Raw genomic sequence first — 15465 nt, 5'->3', positions numbered from 1 at the left:
ACATCAAGGCCCTTGCGCATCCATGCGACAGGTCTACCAGCACCCACCGACAACACCGGCATCTCCGGAGCCACGCCGACGACACTTCAGCAAACGACGCCGCCCGGCTTTACATAGGGAGCAAAGCCGGGCGGCGTCGGTGACGTGTGACTCAGTCGATCTCGGCGACCAGCTTGCCGACGATGTCGCGCAGTTTGGCCACGACCTCTGCACTCTCCCGCGGATGCTTGCCGTCGAGCGACGCCGCGGGCAGCGACAACTCGAGATCCTCCACGACGCGCGGCCCGGCGATCCCGAACGACTTGCGCGTCTCGTCGTGGGCCCACACACCCCCGTACTGGCCCAGAGCGGCTCCGATGACAGCGACCGGCTTGTCCTTGAGGGCGCCGTTGCCGTACGGCCGCGACAGCCAGTCGATCGCGTTCTTGAGCACGCCCGGGATGCTCCCGTTGTACTCGGGGGTGACGACCAGTGCCGCGTCCGCACCGGCCGCCGCCTCCCGCAGCGCCGCGACCGGCTCCGGCACCGACTCAGGCTCCGATGCACTGTCGATGTCCTCGTTGTAGAACGGCAGCTCACCGAGACGATCGAACCGCTGCAGCCTTACCCCCTCGGGTGCCGTCTCGGCCGCCAGATCGGCCAGCTGCCGGTTGATCGACTCCTTCCGCAAGCTGCCCACCAGGACCAGAACCGTGCTCGGCGCCATGTCATCTCCTTTGAGTTCTCGGTGATCGTCGACCTCGATACTTGCGCAGTGTAACCGGACCACGGTCCGATTAATTCCCGCTGAGTTAGAGTTGCCAGGTGAGCGGCTCTGATGGGCTGACGACGCTGTCGGTCAGCGATTCCGGCCCCCCTGAGCGGGGTGACGCGGCGCGGAACCGCGCGTTGCTGCTGGATGCTGCACGTCGCCTGGTGGCCCAGCACGGCGCCGAGGCCGTCACCACCGACGACATCGCCGCAGCCGCCGGCGTCGGAAAGGGGACGCTGTTCCGCCGGTTCGGTAGTCGCGCCGGATTGATGATCGTGCTGCTCGACGAGGACGAGAAGGCCCAGCAGCAGGCCATCCTGTTCGGTCCGCCGCCGCTGGGCCCCGGCGCCGCCCCGCTGGACCGGTTGATCGCCTACGGCCGCGAACGGCTGTGCTTCGTCAACAGCCACCACGCCCTGCTCTCCGACGTCGGCCGGGACCCTCAGATGCGCTTCAACGCGCCGATGATGCTGCACCATCGCCACGTCCGCGTACTGCTCGAGGAGGCCGGCACCACCGGTGACCTCGACGCCCAGGCCACCGCGCTGCTGGCACTCCTCGACGCCGATTACGTCCGCCACGAAACCACCGACCGTGGCCGCACGCTGGACCAGCTGGGCGACTCATGGGAGACGCTGGCCCGCAAGATCTGCGGGACATGACCGTCCGGGGACGATCCGGTGGGTGGATTCTGCACGTGGACGCCGACCAGTTCCTCGCCTCGGTCGAACTGCAGCGCCGCCCCGACCTGGTCGGGCTGCCCGTCATCGTCGGGGGCAACGGCGATCCGACAGAGGCCCGCAAGGTGGTCACCTGCGCGTCGTACGAGGCGCGCGCGCACGGCGTGCGCGCGGGGATGCCGCTGCGGGTGGCGGCGCGACGCTGCCCCGGGGCCACGTTCCTGCCGTCCGATCCCGATGCCTACGACGCCGCCTCCGAGCGGCTGATGACCGCGCTTCGCGATCTCGGCCTCCCTGTCGAGGTGTGGGGTTGGGACGAGGCCTACGTCGACGCAGGGCAGGCCGACCCGTTCGCGCTGGCCCGACGCATCCAGGAGACGATCGCCGCCGAGACCGGGCTGACGTGTTCGGTCGGCATCAGCGACAACAAGCAGCGAGCCAAGGTGGCCACCGGCTTCGGCAAGCCCGGCGGGATCGCGGCACTCACCGACGAGAACTGGATGGCGACGATGGGCGACCGACCCGTCGACGCGCTGTGGGGCATCGGTCCCAAGACGGCCAAAAAGCTTGCTGCGATGGACATCACGACTGTCGCCGAGCTGGCGGCGACCGACGCCCAGGTTCTGACCGCGACCTTCGGCCCGACCACCGGCCTGTGGATCCTGCTCCTGGCCAAAGGCGGTGGCGACACGACGGTCAGTGCCGCCCCGTGGACACCGCGCTCCCGCAGTCATGTCGTCACCTTCTCCGAGGACCTCACCGATCGGTCCGACATGGCCGCCGCGATCACCGACCTCGCGCAGCGGACGCTGGCCGAGATCGTCGAGCAACAGCGGGTGGTGATCCGGGTGGCGGTGACGGTGCGGACCGCGACGTTCTACACCCGCACCAAGATCCGCACGCTGCCGGCACCGACCGTCGACTCCGACACCGTGGTCGCCACCGCGCTCGCCCTGCTGGGCGACTTCGACCTCGAGCGCCCGGTGCGACTCCTCGGCGTCCGCCTGGAGCTGTCGATGAGCGACATGGCAACCGGCGGAGCCGCTGTCGGTGCCGGGAACTAGCGTCGGTTCCGATGTTGCAGACCGTCGCGGTTCGCGGATACCGCTCACTTCGAGATCTCGTACTGCCCCTGCGTCGGCTGACCGTCGTCACGGGCGCCAACGGCACCGGCAAGTCCTCGCTCTACCGGGCGCTGCGTCTGCTGGCCGACTGTGGTCGCGGCGAGGTGATCGGCTCCTTCGCCCGGGAGGGCGGCGTCGAATCGGCGCTGTGGGCCGGGCCTGAACATCTCGGCGGCGCGCGACGCACCGGCGCCGCCCAGGGTGGGCCGCGCACCCGCTCGGTGTCCATCGAGTTGGGTTATGCCGCCGATGATTTCGGCTACCTGGTGGATTTCGGCCTGCCCCAGGCGGTCGATTCGGCGTTCACCCGCGACCCGGAGATCAAACGCGAGTTGGTCTTCGCCGGCCCGGTCGCCCGCCCGACCACGACACTGGTGCGTCGCGTGCGAGGGATGGTCGAGGTCGCCTCTGACGACAGTCGCGGCTTCGACGAACTGTCGCGCAACCTGCCCGCGCACCGTAGCGTGCTCGCCGAATGGGCCGGCGCCGCACCTGAACTCGTCATGGTTCGGGAACGGCTGCGGGACTGGCGGTTCTACGACGGTTTCCGCGCCGACGCCAACGCCCCGGCACGGCGGCCCCACGTGGGAACACGCACCCCCGTCCTCGCCGACGACGGCTCGGATCTGGCCGCGGCGATACAAACGATCGCGGAGACCGGCGTCGACGACCTCGATCATGCCGTCGCCGCCGCGTTCGACGGCGCGACGGTCTCGGTATCGGTCACCGACGGACTGTTCGACCTCCGTGTGCACCAGCGCGGCATGCTCCGGCCGCTGCGCAGCGCCGAGATCTCCGATGGCACACTGCGTTTCCTTCTCTGGACAGCTGCGCTGTTGAGTCCGCAGCCGCCGTCGCTGATGGTGCTGAACGAACCCGAGACCTCACTGCACCCCGACCTGCTCCCCCCGCTTGCCGATTTGATCTGCGCAGCCGCCGCGACGACCCAGGTGATCGTCGTGACCCATTCGGCGGCACTTCGGGAGCGGCTCGCCGCGGCGTCGGTCGGCGAGGACGAGACCACCGAAATAGAACTCGTGAAGGACTGGGGCGAGACCACGATCGACGGCCAGGACCTGCTGACCACTCCGCCGTGGGACTGGGGTCGCCGCTGAGTTCAGCGGCGCCGGGCCGGCGGCCGCAGCGCCCGGGTGAACAGCACGTTTACCCGTGTCATCGCAAACGCGTACGGACCGAAGAAGAATCGCTTGGCGAAGTACAGCGCGCGGATGTCCACCGACGTGTAGATCAGGTACTTGTTGCGCACCACGCCGCGCAGGATCTTGTCGGCAGCCTTCTCCGGTGACACCGCATGCCCGCCGAAGCGGTCTGTCCACCACTGCACCCGCGGATCCTCACGGTCCACGCCGACGATCTGAACCGACTGCACCAGAGGGGTTTTCACCGCGCCCGGCACCACCACCGACACACCGATACGGTGGCGCGCCAGGTCAAAGCGAAGCACCTCGGACAGGCCGCGCAAACCGTACTTGCTGGCCGAATACGCCGCGTGCCACGGCAGGGCCACCAGACCGGCCGCCGACGAGACGTTGACCAGGTGACCACCGCGCCCGGCCGCCACCATCGGCGGCACGAACGTCTCGATGACGTGGATCGGCCCCATCAGGTTGACGTCGATCATCGACTTCCAGTGCTGATGGGTGAGCTTACTGACAGTGCCCCACGCGGATACACCCGCGATGTTCATCACGACGTCCATGGCGCCGTGCGCGGTGTGGATGTCGGTGGCGAACGCCGTGACCGCGTCGAGGTCGGTGATGTCGAGCGCGCGGTGCGCCGCGACGACCGCACCCAGCGCCCGGGCATCGGAGACGGTGGCGGCCAATCCGTCGGCATTGCGGTCGGTGAGGTAGAGCTCGGCGCCCTGGGCCGCCAGTTTCAGTGCGGTTGCGCGTCCGATTCCGCTCGCCGCACCGGTGAGCAGGCACCGCTTGCCGGCAAAACCGTCGCCGAATCCCATGGCACGGACCTTACCGGCGGAGTCGGCCTCACTGATCCGACAGGTCGTCTCCGCCCCACAGTCCGTGACGCCACAACCGTTCGGCGATCTCGACAGCGCGGCCCGGATCCGTGTCGCGTCCGACGAAAGCACTGTCGCGGGCGAGCGTCATCGAGGTGACGGCGACCAACGTCCGCACCAGCGCGGTCATATCGTCGGACACGGGCCGCCGCCCCGCATCCTGTTCGACCAGCCCGACGATCTTGTTGACGACGGTGTCCTGGAAGTCGTCCATGATCTCGCGGATCTGCGCGTCGGTGCTGCGGGCGAGGTTGCACGCACTCATGATCGGGTCGTTCGACGCGAACACCGCTGCGGCGTACCCGACCATTCGCTTGGCGAAGGCCGACGGCGACTCCCCCGGCTCGCGCGGAGCGAAGTCATGGGTGAGCTGGTCCAGTTCGGCCATCGCCTCGGCCACGATCACGGCGAGCACGGCGTACTTGGAATCGAAGTAGAAGTAGAAGCCCGACCGAGCCACGCCGGCGCGCTCACTGATCGTGCTGACGGACAGATCGGCGAACGACCGTTCCTGCAGCAGCTGACGCACCGCGGAGATGATGGCCTCCCGCTGGCGGTCACCGCGAGTTCGGCGGGGATCGCTGCTGACAGGATCGGCGGTCATGGCCAACAACCTTGGCATCGCGATGCGCAGGACACAAACTCCGCCAAACTTGACAGCCGTCAAGTGGGTCCGACAGGATGGTCTGCAGTGACATCGACCACAGTCACCCTCATTCAGGAGTGCCAGGATGCCGACGATCAGCGCCACCGAATACTGGATCGACCAGGCCAAACGACGTCTGAAGCCCACGCCCGTGACGATGCCGGGAATGGGTGCTGTCGAGAAACGCCTCAAGAACAAGGAATGGGACCGCTTCGTCTTCGCCGAGCCGCCGGCGGGTAGCGGGCTGAAGGCCATCACCGGCGACTCCGGCCTGCCGATCATCGGTCACATGATCGAGACGTTCCGCGGCGGACCGGATTTCATCGTCGAGCAGTACCGCAAGCACGGTCCGATCTTCTACTCGCAATCCCCGGCGCTGTCCGCGGTGATGGCCCTCGGCCCCGATGCCACCCAGGCCGTGTTCACCAACCGCAACAAGGACTTCTCCCAGCGGGCCTGGGACCCCATCATCGGACCGTTCTTCGACGGCGGGCTGATGCTGCTGGACTTCGACGAGCACCTGTTCCACCGCCGCATCATGCAGGAGGCGTTCACCCGCACCCGGCTCTCCGGCTACGTCCCCCACGTCGACTCGGTGGCCACGCGCGTACTGAGCAACGACTGGGTCGCCGACGACCCGCGTTTCCTGTTCTATCCCGCCATCAAGGAGCTCACCCTCGACATCGCGTCGGAGGTCTTCATGGGCCACCCCGCCGGCACCGACCGCGAACTGGTCACGACGATCAACCAGGCCTTCACCACCACCACCCGCGCCGGCAATGCGATCGTCCGCAAGCCGGTGCCCCCGCTGACCTGGTGGCGCGGCATCAAGGCACGCGAGACCCTCGAGCGCTACTTCACGAGCCGCATCGGTGAGAAGCGCCGCTCGGAGAGCACCGACATGTTCAGCGTGCTGTGCCATTCGCAGGACGAGGACGGCGCCAGCTTCACCGACGATCAGATCGTCAGCCACATGATCTTCCTGATGATGGCGGCCCACGACACGTCCACCTCGACGATGACCACGATGGCCTATCACCTGGCCGCCAACCCCGAGTGGCAGGATCGCTTGCGCGAGGAGTCGCAGCGCATCGGCGACGGCCCGCTCGACATCGAGGCGCTGGAGAAGCTCGAGACCTACGACCTGGTGGTCAACGAGTCACTGCGGATGCAGACACCGCTGCCGTTCAACTTCCGCCAGACCGTCCGCGACACCGAGCTGCTCGGCTTCTACCTGCCCGCCGACACCCCTGTGGTGACGTGGCCGTCGATCAATCACCGGCTGCCCGAGCTGTGGACCGATCCGGAGAAGTTCGACCCGGCGCGCTTCTCGGAGCCCCGCAACGAGCACAAGCGGCACCGCTACGCGTTCGCGCCGTTCGGCGGCGGTGCGCACAAGTGCATCGGTATGGTGTTCGGGCAGTTGGAGATCAAGACCGTCATGCACCGGCTTCTCACCCGGTACCGTCTCGAGCTCCCCAAGGCCGGGTACACGCCGCGCTACGACTACGGCGGCATGCCCGTGCCCCTCGACGGGATGCCGATCGTGCTGCGTCCCCTGCGCTGAGCCCGTCCCGTCAGGCCAGAAGGCGGTTCGCACAGGCGACGACCGCCCGCAGGGCCGACTGCACGGGATCCGGTGCCACGCCGAGAGCCCACTCGACGCGGGTGCCGTTGCCGCCCTGGATGAACGTCGCGATGTCGCTGCCCGCGGCGCGCTGGTGGAACGCGGTCATCTCCACCGCGATGCCGCGCTCGTAGAGCATGGCGGTCAGCGCCGCGACGGGACCGCAGGCGCTCGCCTGCGCGGTTGTGATGCGGTCGCCCAGTGCCAGGGTGGCGCGGTAGGTCTGTGCCTGTGGTCCCCACCGGGTCGACGGGCGGTCGGCCTCGGCGCAGGCCCACTGGCCCAGCCGGACCGGACCCGTCGTCGGCGCGAACTCCGCGACGAAGTCGTCGTAGCTGCGGTTGTCTGCGCTGGTGCGCAGCGGCGCTGGAACGCGACCCGCCACGTGGGCGGCGAACGAGGACGCGTCGCGCGGTGCGATCGTGGCGATCGGAGAGTTCATGATGTGCCGGCCTTGTGGTCGAGGAGAGCGACCGACGAACGAGCAACGACCCACAGCGGGGGGTCGGTCTGGATCAGACCCCGCTGCGGGTTGCTACTACGAGTCGTTTCGGCACGTCGGCGATAGTAGCCCGGTGCGCTACGCAGCGGCAAGCAGTATGACGTCGGAGTTTGCCGTACCAGGTTCTGCCGCAATGTCGGCGAAATGCGCACCGCGAAATTACAGACCGGCCATCCCAGGGATGGCGGCTATTCACACCGACGGTGAAATTCGGACCGGCAGAAAGCATTAGCGTGTCCCAGCTCGACGACGGCCCAGCATCGGTGTCGCATACAGTAAACATCCTCGGACATGGCAGCAAAGTCAATTACCTACGCAATTATCAGAATGCCATTTGCTTGAAGAGGAGGTGCCGTCATGGAGCACAGGGTCTGATGCACAATGGGCCCAATGTTGTGGTCGCAGACGCTGCTTCTCGTCGCGGCCGGCATCCTCGGCGGACTCACGGGGAGCATCGCTGGACTGGCTTCGGTGGCCACCTATCCCGCGCTTCTGCTCGCAGGGCTGCCCCCGGTGACCGCCAACGTCACCAACACCGTCGCCCTGGTGTTCAACGGCATCGGATCGATCCTGGGGTCGCGCCCCGAACTGGCGGGTCAACGCCGGCGCGTGACCCGACTGCTGCCGTGTGCGGTGCTCGGAGGTGTGGCCGGGGCGGTGTTACTGCTCTCCACACCAGCCGAGGGATTCGAGAAAGTGGTGCCGCTGCTGCTGGGCATCGCGTCACTGGCCATCCTGGCCCCGATGCGACCTTCCTCGGACGCGGGGACTGCCGCCCCTGGCCGCACGTCCCGCAGATTCGCCGAAGCCGTTGCCGTCGGCGGGATCTGCATCTACGGCGGATATTTCGGTGCAGCGGCCGGAGTGCTGCTGCTCGCGATGCTGTTGCGTTCCGGCGCAGCGAATCTGGCCCACGCCAACGCCACCAAGAACGTCGTGCTCGGCGCGGCCAACCTCAGCGCCGCGGTGATCTTCGCCTGCGTGGCCCCCGTGCAGTGGACGGCGGTCGCGGCGCTGGGTCTGGGATGCCTTGTCGGGTCCCGCCTGGGTCCCGTCGTGGTCCGTCATGCACCTCAGACACCGATGCGGGTGGTCATCGGGGTGGCCGGCCTCGCCTTGGCGATCAAGCTCGGCCTCGACGCCTACTAGCCGCCGGCATCACAGGAACACGTTGTCGCCGTGGGTGACTCGAGTGCCCAACCTGATGAGGTTCTCCGCCGAGGTGTGCAACCGTTCGCCGGCTTCGGCGCTGGCCCTGCCGGCCAGGTACCGCGACCAGGTGCCCTCGATCACGATGCCGAGTTTGAAGCACGCCATCGCGACATACCAGTCGAGCTTCTCGGTTGTCCTGCCGCCGGCGTCGCGATAGGCGCCCAGCAGCTCGCCGCGACTCGGCAGGCCGCCGAGGTCGGCCAGCGCCGCGCCGGCCTGGATCGGGTTCGGACCGTCCGGCCAGCACACCAGCAGCCAGCCCAGATCCAGCAGCGGGTCGCCGATCGTGCACATCTCCCAGTCGATGAACGCCGCCAGTTCGGGCTTGTCGCGGCGCAACAGCACGTTGTTCAGATGGCAGTCGCCGTGCATCACGCCCGGCTCCGTCTCGGGCGGCAGGTTGGCCGTCAGCCACTGCGCGAGTCCGGCCACCGAGGGGAACGACTCCGGTGCGTACCGTTCGTGGCGGTAGCTCTCGAGCAGCCGCATGAACTGCGGAACCTGCCTGGCGACAAACGAACCCGGCCGTTTCAGCTCCCCCAGCGGGCTGCCGTGCCACGGCACCCGGCCCAGCTGCGCCAGGCTGCCCGCATAGGAGAGGCCGACGTCGTGCCGCATGGTCGCATCACGGACGTAGGCCTCGTCGACGTCCGTACCGGGATTGAATCCGTCGACGCACTCCATCAGGTAGAAGACCACCCCGAGGACGTCGAGATCGTGGCAGCCGGCGATCAATTCGGGATGAGGGACCGGTGACCCGGCGAGCGTGCCGAGCACCGCGATCTCGCGCCGCATGGTGTCGTCACTGGTCGGCCGGGGATGCTCGGGCGGGCGCCGCAACACCATCGGACGCCCGTCGACCGTCAGCCGAACCACGATGTTCTGCGAGCCACCGGTCAGCGGTGCGACGTCGTCGACGGTGGACCCGAGCCCGATCCGGCGGACCCAGGCTTGCACCGCGGCGACGTCGGCGGCGGAGAGCATCACCTCGACTGGCATGCCGCCATAGTGGCAGGTGCGGCGCCCGCAGATCCGGACCTTCGACCAATCCAGAACGTGCCGCGTGACGTCGGTGGTGACGGGATCGAGCAGCTCGTCGGAACGGACGGCAGGCATGGTGCGGGCGCGACGGATCTCGTCGATGACACCATTCGGTAAGGGTTGCCGGCGCCGGCCGCCGGTAGGTTGGGCGCCATGACCACGCAGGGCGAGAAGGCGGCCGGCGGGGTCGCCGCTGCCGCGGTGGCGGTCGGGGTGGCGCAGTTGGTCGGCGCAGCGTTCGGCCCGCAGGCCGACGTCCGCACGGCCGTCGGCTCCTCGGTCATCGAGAGGACGCCCGGCCCGCTCAAGGAATGGGCCATCCAGACTTTCGGCACGGCGGACAAGCTTTTCCTGACCGTCGCCGTGCTCGTCGTCGTCGCGGCGCTCGCCGTCATCGCGGGCATCGTGGAGACCCCGCGACGCCCCTGGGGCAGCGCGATGATCGTCGCCGCGGGCGTTCTCGGCTGCGCGGCGGTGCTGTCGCGACCGAACGCCGGCGCCCTCGACATCGTGCCCACGGTGGTGGGTGCCGCTTGCGGCGTGGCTGTGCTGCGGTTCCTGACGTCCCGCCGCTTCACGGGCCGCGACGGCGAGGGCTCCGGGGACACCCCCGACACGGGGAGGCGCCGCTCGCTGATCACGCTCGGGCTGCTGGTCGCGGGCGCGGCCAGCGGTGTCGCAGGAGTGGTGATCACCCGTCTGGCGTCATCGGTGTCGGGAGACCGCAACTCCTTCGCGCTCCCCCGCGTCGACAAGGCCGCCGCGCCGATCCCTCCCGACGTGCAGCCTCCCGATATCGCTCTGCCGTCGTTCGTCACCCGCAACGACGAGTTCTACCGCATCGACACCGCGCTGACCGTGCCGCAGCTCAGTCGCGAGGCGTGGAAGCTGCGCATCCACGGCATGGTCGACCGCGAGGTCACCGTCGACTTCGCCGATCTGGAGCGCTTCGACGTCGTCGAACGGGTGGTCACCCTGACGTGCGTGTCGAATCCGGTGGGCGGTGAACTGATCTCGAACGCCGTGTGGACCGGCTACCGCGTCGCCGATCTGCTGGCCGAGGCCGGTGTGCGACCCGACGCCGACATGGTGTTGTCGACGTCGGTGGACGGCTGGACGGCCGGCACCCCGGTCGAGGCGCTGACCGCCGACGACGCCCTGCTGGCGATCGGCATGAACGGGCAGCCGCTGCCCATCGAGCACGGCTACCCGGCGCGACTCGTGGTGCCCGGCCTCTACGGCTATGTGTCGGCGACGAAGTGGGTCGTCGACCTCGAACTCACCCGATTCGACCGCGCCGAGGCGTACTGGACCAAGTTGGGGTGGGCGGCACGCGGACCGATCAAGACCGAGTCGCGCATCGACATTCCGCGCGCCGGCGCGGATGTCACGGCCGGACCGAATCGGTTCGGCGGCGTGGCGTGGGCGCAGGACCGCGGCGTGCGGGCCGTCGAGGTCAAGATGGACGACGGCGATTGGCAGCAGGCCACGCTCGGTGCCGCGTACTCCGGCGACACCTGGCGGCTGTGGACCTTCGACTGGCAGGCCACCCCGGGATTCCACACCATCACCGTGCGGGCCACCGACAACAGCGGCTACACCCAGACGCCCGATCGCGCCGACCCGGTGCCCGACGGTGCCACGGGCTGGCATTCGATCACGTTCAACGTGAAGTGACCCCGCTGTCGGACCCTCGTGCCAGTGTGGCTGCGTGGTCGTGACAGAGGGCGTGCTCCTGGTGGATGTCGCGCAGGCGTCCGCCGACGTGGCGGCCTCGTCATCGCGGCTGGCCAAACGCGCGCGGATCGCCGAGCTGCTGAGCCGGGCCGGGAATTCAGACACGGTGGCCGTGGTGGTGTCGTGGTTGTCCGGCGAACTCACACAACGCCAGATCGGCGTCGGGTGGGCGGCGCTGCGGGCGTTGCCGGCTCCCGCCGCTGCGCCGGTGCTGACGGTGGCCGAGGTGGAGGCCACGTTCACCACGATCGGCACCACTGTCGGGAAGGGATCGCAGGCGCGTCGCGCGGAGTTGCTGCACGGGCTGTTCTCCGCCGCCACCGACGTCGAGCAGGCGTTCTTGCGCCGCCTGCTCGGCGGGGAACTGCGTCAGGGCGCTCTGATCGGGGTGATGGTCGACGCGGTCGCCGCGGCCTCCGACATACCCGTTGCCACAGTGCGCCGCGCCGCGATGCTCAGCGGTGATCTGCCGTCGGTGGCCGCCGCCGCCCTGTCCGAAGGGCGGTCCGCGCTCGAGGCGTTCACATTGCGGGTCGGCACTCCGGTGGGCCCCATGCTCGCGCAGACCGCGACCGACGTCACCGATGCACTGGCGCGGCTGGGCGGCACCGCCATTTTCGAGGCGAAACTCGACGGTGCCCGCGTGCAGATCCACCGTGACGGCGAACGGGTGTCGATCTTCACCCGCAGCCTCGACGACGTGACGTCACGGCTGCCCGAAGTCGTCGACGCGGTGCTGGCCCTGCCGGTGACCGACCTGATCGCCGACGCGGAGGCCATTGCGCTCAAACCCGACGGGCGGCCGCAGCGATTCCAGGTCACCGCGTCGCGGTTCGGGCGCCGGGCCGGCTCAGGCCCGCACGAGCAGCAACTCTCGGTGTTCTTCTTCGATCTGCTGCGTGCCGACGGAACCGACCTGCTGGACCGCCCCGCGCACGAGCGCATTGCGGTCATGGACGCTGTCGTGCCGCCTGGTCACCGAGTCGACCGGCTGGTGACAACCGATCCCGTTGAGGCGCAGCGCTTCCTGGACGCCACCCTGGCGGCGGGCCATGAAGGTGTCATGGCGAAGTCCCTCGAGGCCGCCTACGAAGCCGGGCGCCGCGGCGCCGGCTGGCTGAAGATCAAGCCGGTGCACACCCTCGATCTGGTCGTGCTGGCCGTGGAATGGGGTTCGGGGCGGCGCACCGGCAAGCTGTCGAACATCCATCTCGGCGCCCGGGACGAGGCAACGGGCGAGCTGGCGATGTTGGGCAAGACCTTCAAGGGCATGACCGACGAGATGTTGGCCTGGCAGACCGAGAGATTCCTGTCGCTGGCCGACGGTCCGACCGACGGATATGTGGTCAAGCTGCGCCCGGAGCAGGTCGTCGAGATCGCGTTCGACGGCATTCAGACCTCGACCCGCTACCCCGCGGGAATGGCCCTGCGCTTCGCCCGGATGGTGCGCTACCGCGACGACAAGACCGCGCAGGAGGCCGACACCGTCGCGACCGTGCGTGCGTTCCACGAGCGCACCGGATGATCGTCCGTCTCCGACGGGGATAAACCGGGGTTCGGCCGCGAGTCCGGCTCATCCGGTGCGACGATCGACACGTTCAGTAATGCCTCTTGCGAGGGGGGCGAGCCGACGAGGGAGGGATGGGCAGGCTGATGGCCACACCGACCGCTGCACCATGGGACCGCATCGAAGAATCCGACGGGGACATCACCTACGTCCGCACCGACAAGGATCTGCCGCCGGTCGCGATCATCGACCGCTCGCCGATCACCACGACACACAAGATCGTCTTCGCAGTGGTGGCCGTCCTGGCTGCGGTCGCATGGGCGATGATCGCGTTCTTCCGCGGCGAAACGGTGAACGCGGTCTGGTTCGTCATCGCCGCGGTCTGCACCTATGTGATCGGCTACCGGTTCTACGCACGCCTGATCGAGATGAAGGTGGTGCGGCCACGCGATGACATCGCCGCGCCGGCAGAGGTTTTCGAGAACGGTACCGACTACCTGCCCACGGATCGGCGGGTGCTCTACGGCCACCACTTCGCCGCGATCGCCGGAGCGGGCCCGCTCGTGGGGCCCGTGCTGGCCACGCAGATGGGCTATCTGCCCGGCGCGATCTGGATCATCATCGGCGCGGTCGTCGCCGGTTGTGTCCAGGACTACCTGGTGCTGTCGATCTCCGTGCGCCGCCGCGGCCGTTCTCTCGGCCAGATGGCCCGCGACGAACTCGGCGTGGTCGGCGGCATCGCCGCGATCGTGGGCGTGCTGGTGATCATGGTGATCCTGCTGGCCGTGCTGGCACTCGTGGTGGTGGGCGCTCTCGCCGAGAGTCCGTGGGGTGTGTTCTCGATCGCGATGACGATTCCGATCGCGATTTTCATGGGCCTCTATCTGCGTTTCCTGCGCCCCGGTCGGGTCTCGGAGGTGTCGGTGATCGGCGTCGCCCTGCTGCTCCTCGCTGTCGTCTCCGGCGGTTGGGTGGCCGAAACATCGTGGGGGGTCGAGTGGTTCACGCTGTCGAAGGTCGCGCTGTCGTGGTGCATCATCCTGTACGGACTGGCCGCATCGGTCCTGCCGGTGTGGCTGCTGCTGGCCCCCCGTGACTACCTGTCGACGTTCATGAAGGTCGGCACCATCGCGTTGCTGGCGGTGGGCATCCTGCTCGCCCGCCCGGTGATGGAGGCCCCCGCGATCTCGTCGTTCGCCGCCAGCGGCTCAGGGCCGGTGTTCGCCGGTTCGCTGTTCCCCTTCCTGTTCATCACGATCGCCTGCGGCGCCCTGTCGGGGTTCCATGCGCTGATCTCGTCGGGCACCACACCCAAGCTCCTCGAGAAGGAAAGCCAGATGCGGCTGATCGGGTACGGCGGCATGCTGACCGAATCGTTCGTCGCGATCATGGCGCTGATCACCGCGGCGATCATCAACCAGCACCTGTACTTCACGATGAACGCCCCGACCGCGTCCACCGGCACCACCGCCCAGAGCGCAGCCGACTACGTCAACGGGCTCGGGCTCTCCGGTGCGCCGATCAGTGCCCAGGAGATCTCGGATGCCGCGCGCAGCGTCGGCGAGGAGACGATTGTGTCCCGCACCGGCGGCGCACCCACCCTGGCGTTCGGCATGTCCGAGGTGCTGCACAAGGTCTTCGGCGGAACCGGGCTCAAGGCCTTCTGGTACCACTTCGCGATCATGTTCGAAGCGCTGTTCATCCTCACCACTGTCGATGCGGGCACCCGGGTCGCGCGCTTCATGCTCTCCGACGGACTGGGCAACCTGGGTGGGCCGTTGAAGAAATTCCGCAACCCGAGCTGGCGCGTAGGCGCGTGGGGGTGCAGCATCGTCGTCGTCGCCGCCTGGGGCAGCATCCTGCTGATGGGGGTCACCGATCCGCTGGGCGGGATCAACACGCTGTTCCCACTGTTCGGAATCGCCAACCAGCTGTTGGCCGCGATCGCACTGACGGTCGTCACCGTGGTCGTCATCAAGCGTGGATTGGTGAAATGGGCCTGGATTCCGGGTGTTCCGCTGATGTGGGACCTCATCGTGACGATGACGGCGTCCTGGCAGAAGATCTTCTCCGGGGACCCGAAAGTGGGTTACTGGACGCAGCACTTCGCATACCGCAACGCCAAGGAGGCCGGCGAGACGTCGTTCGGCGCCGCCAAGAACGCCGACCAACTCGACGCCGTCATCCGCAACACGTTCATCCAGGGCACGCTGTCGATCGTCTTCGCGGCGCTGGTGATCATCGTGTTCGTCGCCGGGGTGGTGGTCGCGCTGCGGGCGATCCGCGGGCATGGTGCGCCGCTGACCGAGGACGAGCCGGTACCGTCGCGGATCTTCGCGCCCTCGGGCATGTTCGCCACGACCGCCGAGAAGGAGGTGCAGAAGCAATGGGACGCCGTGCCGAGAGAACACTCCGGGCACTCCGCCACATCAGCTGGTACTGGCAGTCACTGATGGGTGACAACCACTACCAGCGCTACGTCGAACACCGGGCGCGGCGGCACGCCGGTGAGGCCGTGATGTCGGAACGCGAATACTGGCGACACCGGCATGCGGCGGCCGACGCCGATCCCGGCGCGCGCTGCTGCTGACATCTGC

The 15465-nt window shown here is 68.3% G+C and carries 14 protein-coding genes; 9 read left to right on the top strand and 5 right to left on the bottom strand.

The window, feature by feature from the left end; translation table 11 throughout:
- Positions 1 to 151 precede the first annotated feature (151 nt).
- Positions 152 to 706 carry an NAD(P)H-dependent oxidoreductase gene (locus tag ACXYX3_RS08305; protein ID WP_458611322.1) on the bottom strand — a complete coding sequence of 185 codons (555 nt, stop codon included), beginning with the start codon at positions 704 to 706 and terminating at the stop codon, positions 152 to 154.
- 98 nt (positions 707 to 804) lie between these two features.
- Here ACXYX3_RS08305 and ACXYX3_RS08300 point away from each other — a divergent pair, with 98 nt between their 5' ends.
- The 3 genes from ACXYX3_RS08300 to ACXYX3_RS08290 are packed head-to-tail and all read left to right on the top strand — an operon-like array spanning position 805 to position 3670.
- Positions 805 to 1413 carry a TetR/AcrR family transcriptional regulator gene (locus ACXYX3_RS08300; protein WP_241203978.1) on the top strand — a complete coding sequence of 203 codons (609 nt, stop codon included), beginning with the start codon at positions 805 to 807 and terminating at the stop codon, positions 1411 to 1413.
- The gene (locus ACXYX3_RS08295) at positions 1410 to 2495 is read left to right on the top strand and encodes a DNA polymerase IV (protein WP_458611320.1); all 1086 of its coding nucleotides are present in this window, start codon (positions 1410 to 1412) and stop codon (positions 2493 to 2495) included. The genes ACXYX3_RS08300 and ACXYX3_RS08295 overlap by 4 nt, the downstream gene beginning before the upstream one ends.
- Positions 2496 to 2506: 11 nt before the next feature.
- Positions 2507 to 3670 (top strand): AAA family ATPase, encoded by a 1164-nt coding sequence (locus ACXYX3_RS08290; protein WP_458611318.1) that lies wholly within the window; start codon positions 2507 to 2509, stop codon positions 3668 to 3670.
- Between the two features lie 2 nt (positions 3671 to 3672).
- Here the strand turns inward: ACXYX3_RS08290 and ACXYX3_RS08285 are convergent, their stop codons facing one another.
- Together ACXYX3_RS08285 and ACXYX3_RS08280 are read right to left on the bottom strand one after the other, a co-directional pair.
- Complete coding sequence (locus tag ACXYX3_RS08285) at positions 3673 to 4536, bottom strand: SDR family oxidoreductase (RefSeq protein ID WP_458611316.1); 864 nt, start codon at positions 4534 to 4536, stop codon at positions 3673 to 3675.
- Positions 4537 to 4564: 28 nt separating this feature from the next.
- On the bottom strand, positions 4565 to 5200 hold the full coding sequence (locus ACXYX3_RS08280; RefSeq protein WP_458611313.1) for a TetR/AcrR family transcriptional regulator: 636 nt from the start codon (positions 5198 to 5200) through the stop codon (positions 4565 to 4567).
- Positions 5201 to 5327: 127 nt separating this feature from the next.
- Between ACXYX3_RS08280 and ACXYX3_RS08275 the strand changes: the two genes are divergently transcribed.
- Positions 5328 to 6809: a cytochrome P450 gene (locus ACXYX3_RS08275; protein WP_458611311.1), complete on the top strand. Its 1482-nt coding sequence runs from the start codon at positions 5328 to 5330 to the stop codon at positions 6807 to 6809.
- A 10-nt stretch (positions 6810 to 6819) separates the two neighbouring features.
- Here ACXYX3_RS08275 and ACXYX3_RS08270 read toward each other — a convergent pair whose 3' ends face one another.
- The gene (locus tag ACXYX3_RS08270) at positions 6820 to 7311 is read right to left on the bottom strand and encodes a 2-isopropylmalate synthase (RefSeq protein ID WP_458611309.1); all 492 of its coding nucleotides are present in this window, start codon (positions 7309 to 7311) and stop codon (positions 6820 to 6822) included.
- Positions 7312 to 7761: 450 nt separating this feature from the next.
- On the opposite strand from ACXYX3_RS08270, the gene ACXYX3_RS08265 reads away from it, so the two are divergent.
- Positions 7762 to 8520 (top strand): sulfite exporter TauE/SafE family protein, encoded by a 759-nt coding sequence (locus tag ACXYX3_RS08265; protein WP_458611307.1) that lies wholly within the window; start codon positions 7762 to 7764, stop codon positions 8518 to 8520.
- 9 nt (positions 8521 to 8529) lie between these two features.
- Here ACXYX3_RS08265 and ACXYX3_RS08260 read toward each other — a convergent pair whose 3' ends face one another.
- Positions 8530 to 9582, bottom strand: coding sequence for a phosphotransferase family protein (locus ACXYX3_RS08260; RefSeq protein WP_458612011.1), 1053 nt, complete (start codon positions 9580 to 9582; stop codon positions 8530 to 8532).
- 195 nt (positions 9583 to 9777) lie between these two features.
- Here ACXYX3_RS08260 and ACXYX3_RS08255 point away from each other — a divergent pair, with 195 nt between their 5' ends.
- The 4 genes from ACXYX3_RS08255 to ACXYX3_RS08240 all read left to right on the top strand — a co-directional run bounded on the left by ACXYX3_RS08255 (position 9778) and on the right by ACXYX3_RS08240 (position 15458).
- Positions 9778 to 11301, top strand: a complete 1524-nt coding sequence (locus ACXYX3_RS08255) for a molybdopterin-dependent oxidoreductase (protein ID WP_241203969.1) — start codon at positions 9778 to 9780, stop codon at positions 11299 to 11301.
- 52 nt (positions 11302 to 11353) lie between these two features.
- Positions 11354 to 12886 carry an ATP-dependent DNA ligase gene (locus ACXYX3_RS08250; protein ID WP_458612010.1) on the top strand — a complete coding sequence of 511 codons (1533 nt, stop codon included), beginning with the start codon at positions 11354 to 11356 and terminating at the stop codon, positions 12884 to 12886.
- Between the two features lie 128 nt (positions 12887 to 13014).
- Positions 13015 to 15321, top strand: a complete 2307-nt coding sequence (locus ACXYX3_RS08245; RefSeq protein WP_458611305.1) for a carbon starvation CstA family protein — start codon at positions 13015 to 13017, stop codon at positions 15319 to 15321.
- Positions 15321 to 15458 carry a YbdD/YjiX family protein gene (locus ACXYX3_RS08240; protein WP_374238334.1) on the top strand — a complete coding sequence of 46 codons (138 nt, stop codon included), beginning with the start codon at positions 15321 to 15323 and terminating at the stop codon, positions 15456 to 15458. Before ACXYX3_RS08245 ends, ACXYX3_RS08240 begins: the two co-directional genes overlap by 1 nt.
- The last annotated feature ends 7 nt before the right edge of the window (positions 15459 to 15465 follow it).

The organism is Mycobacterium sp. Panama NTM2 (assembly GCF_054355555.1).
This window is presented reverse-complemented; position numbering and strand designations above follow the sequence as displayed.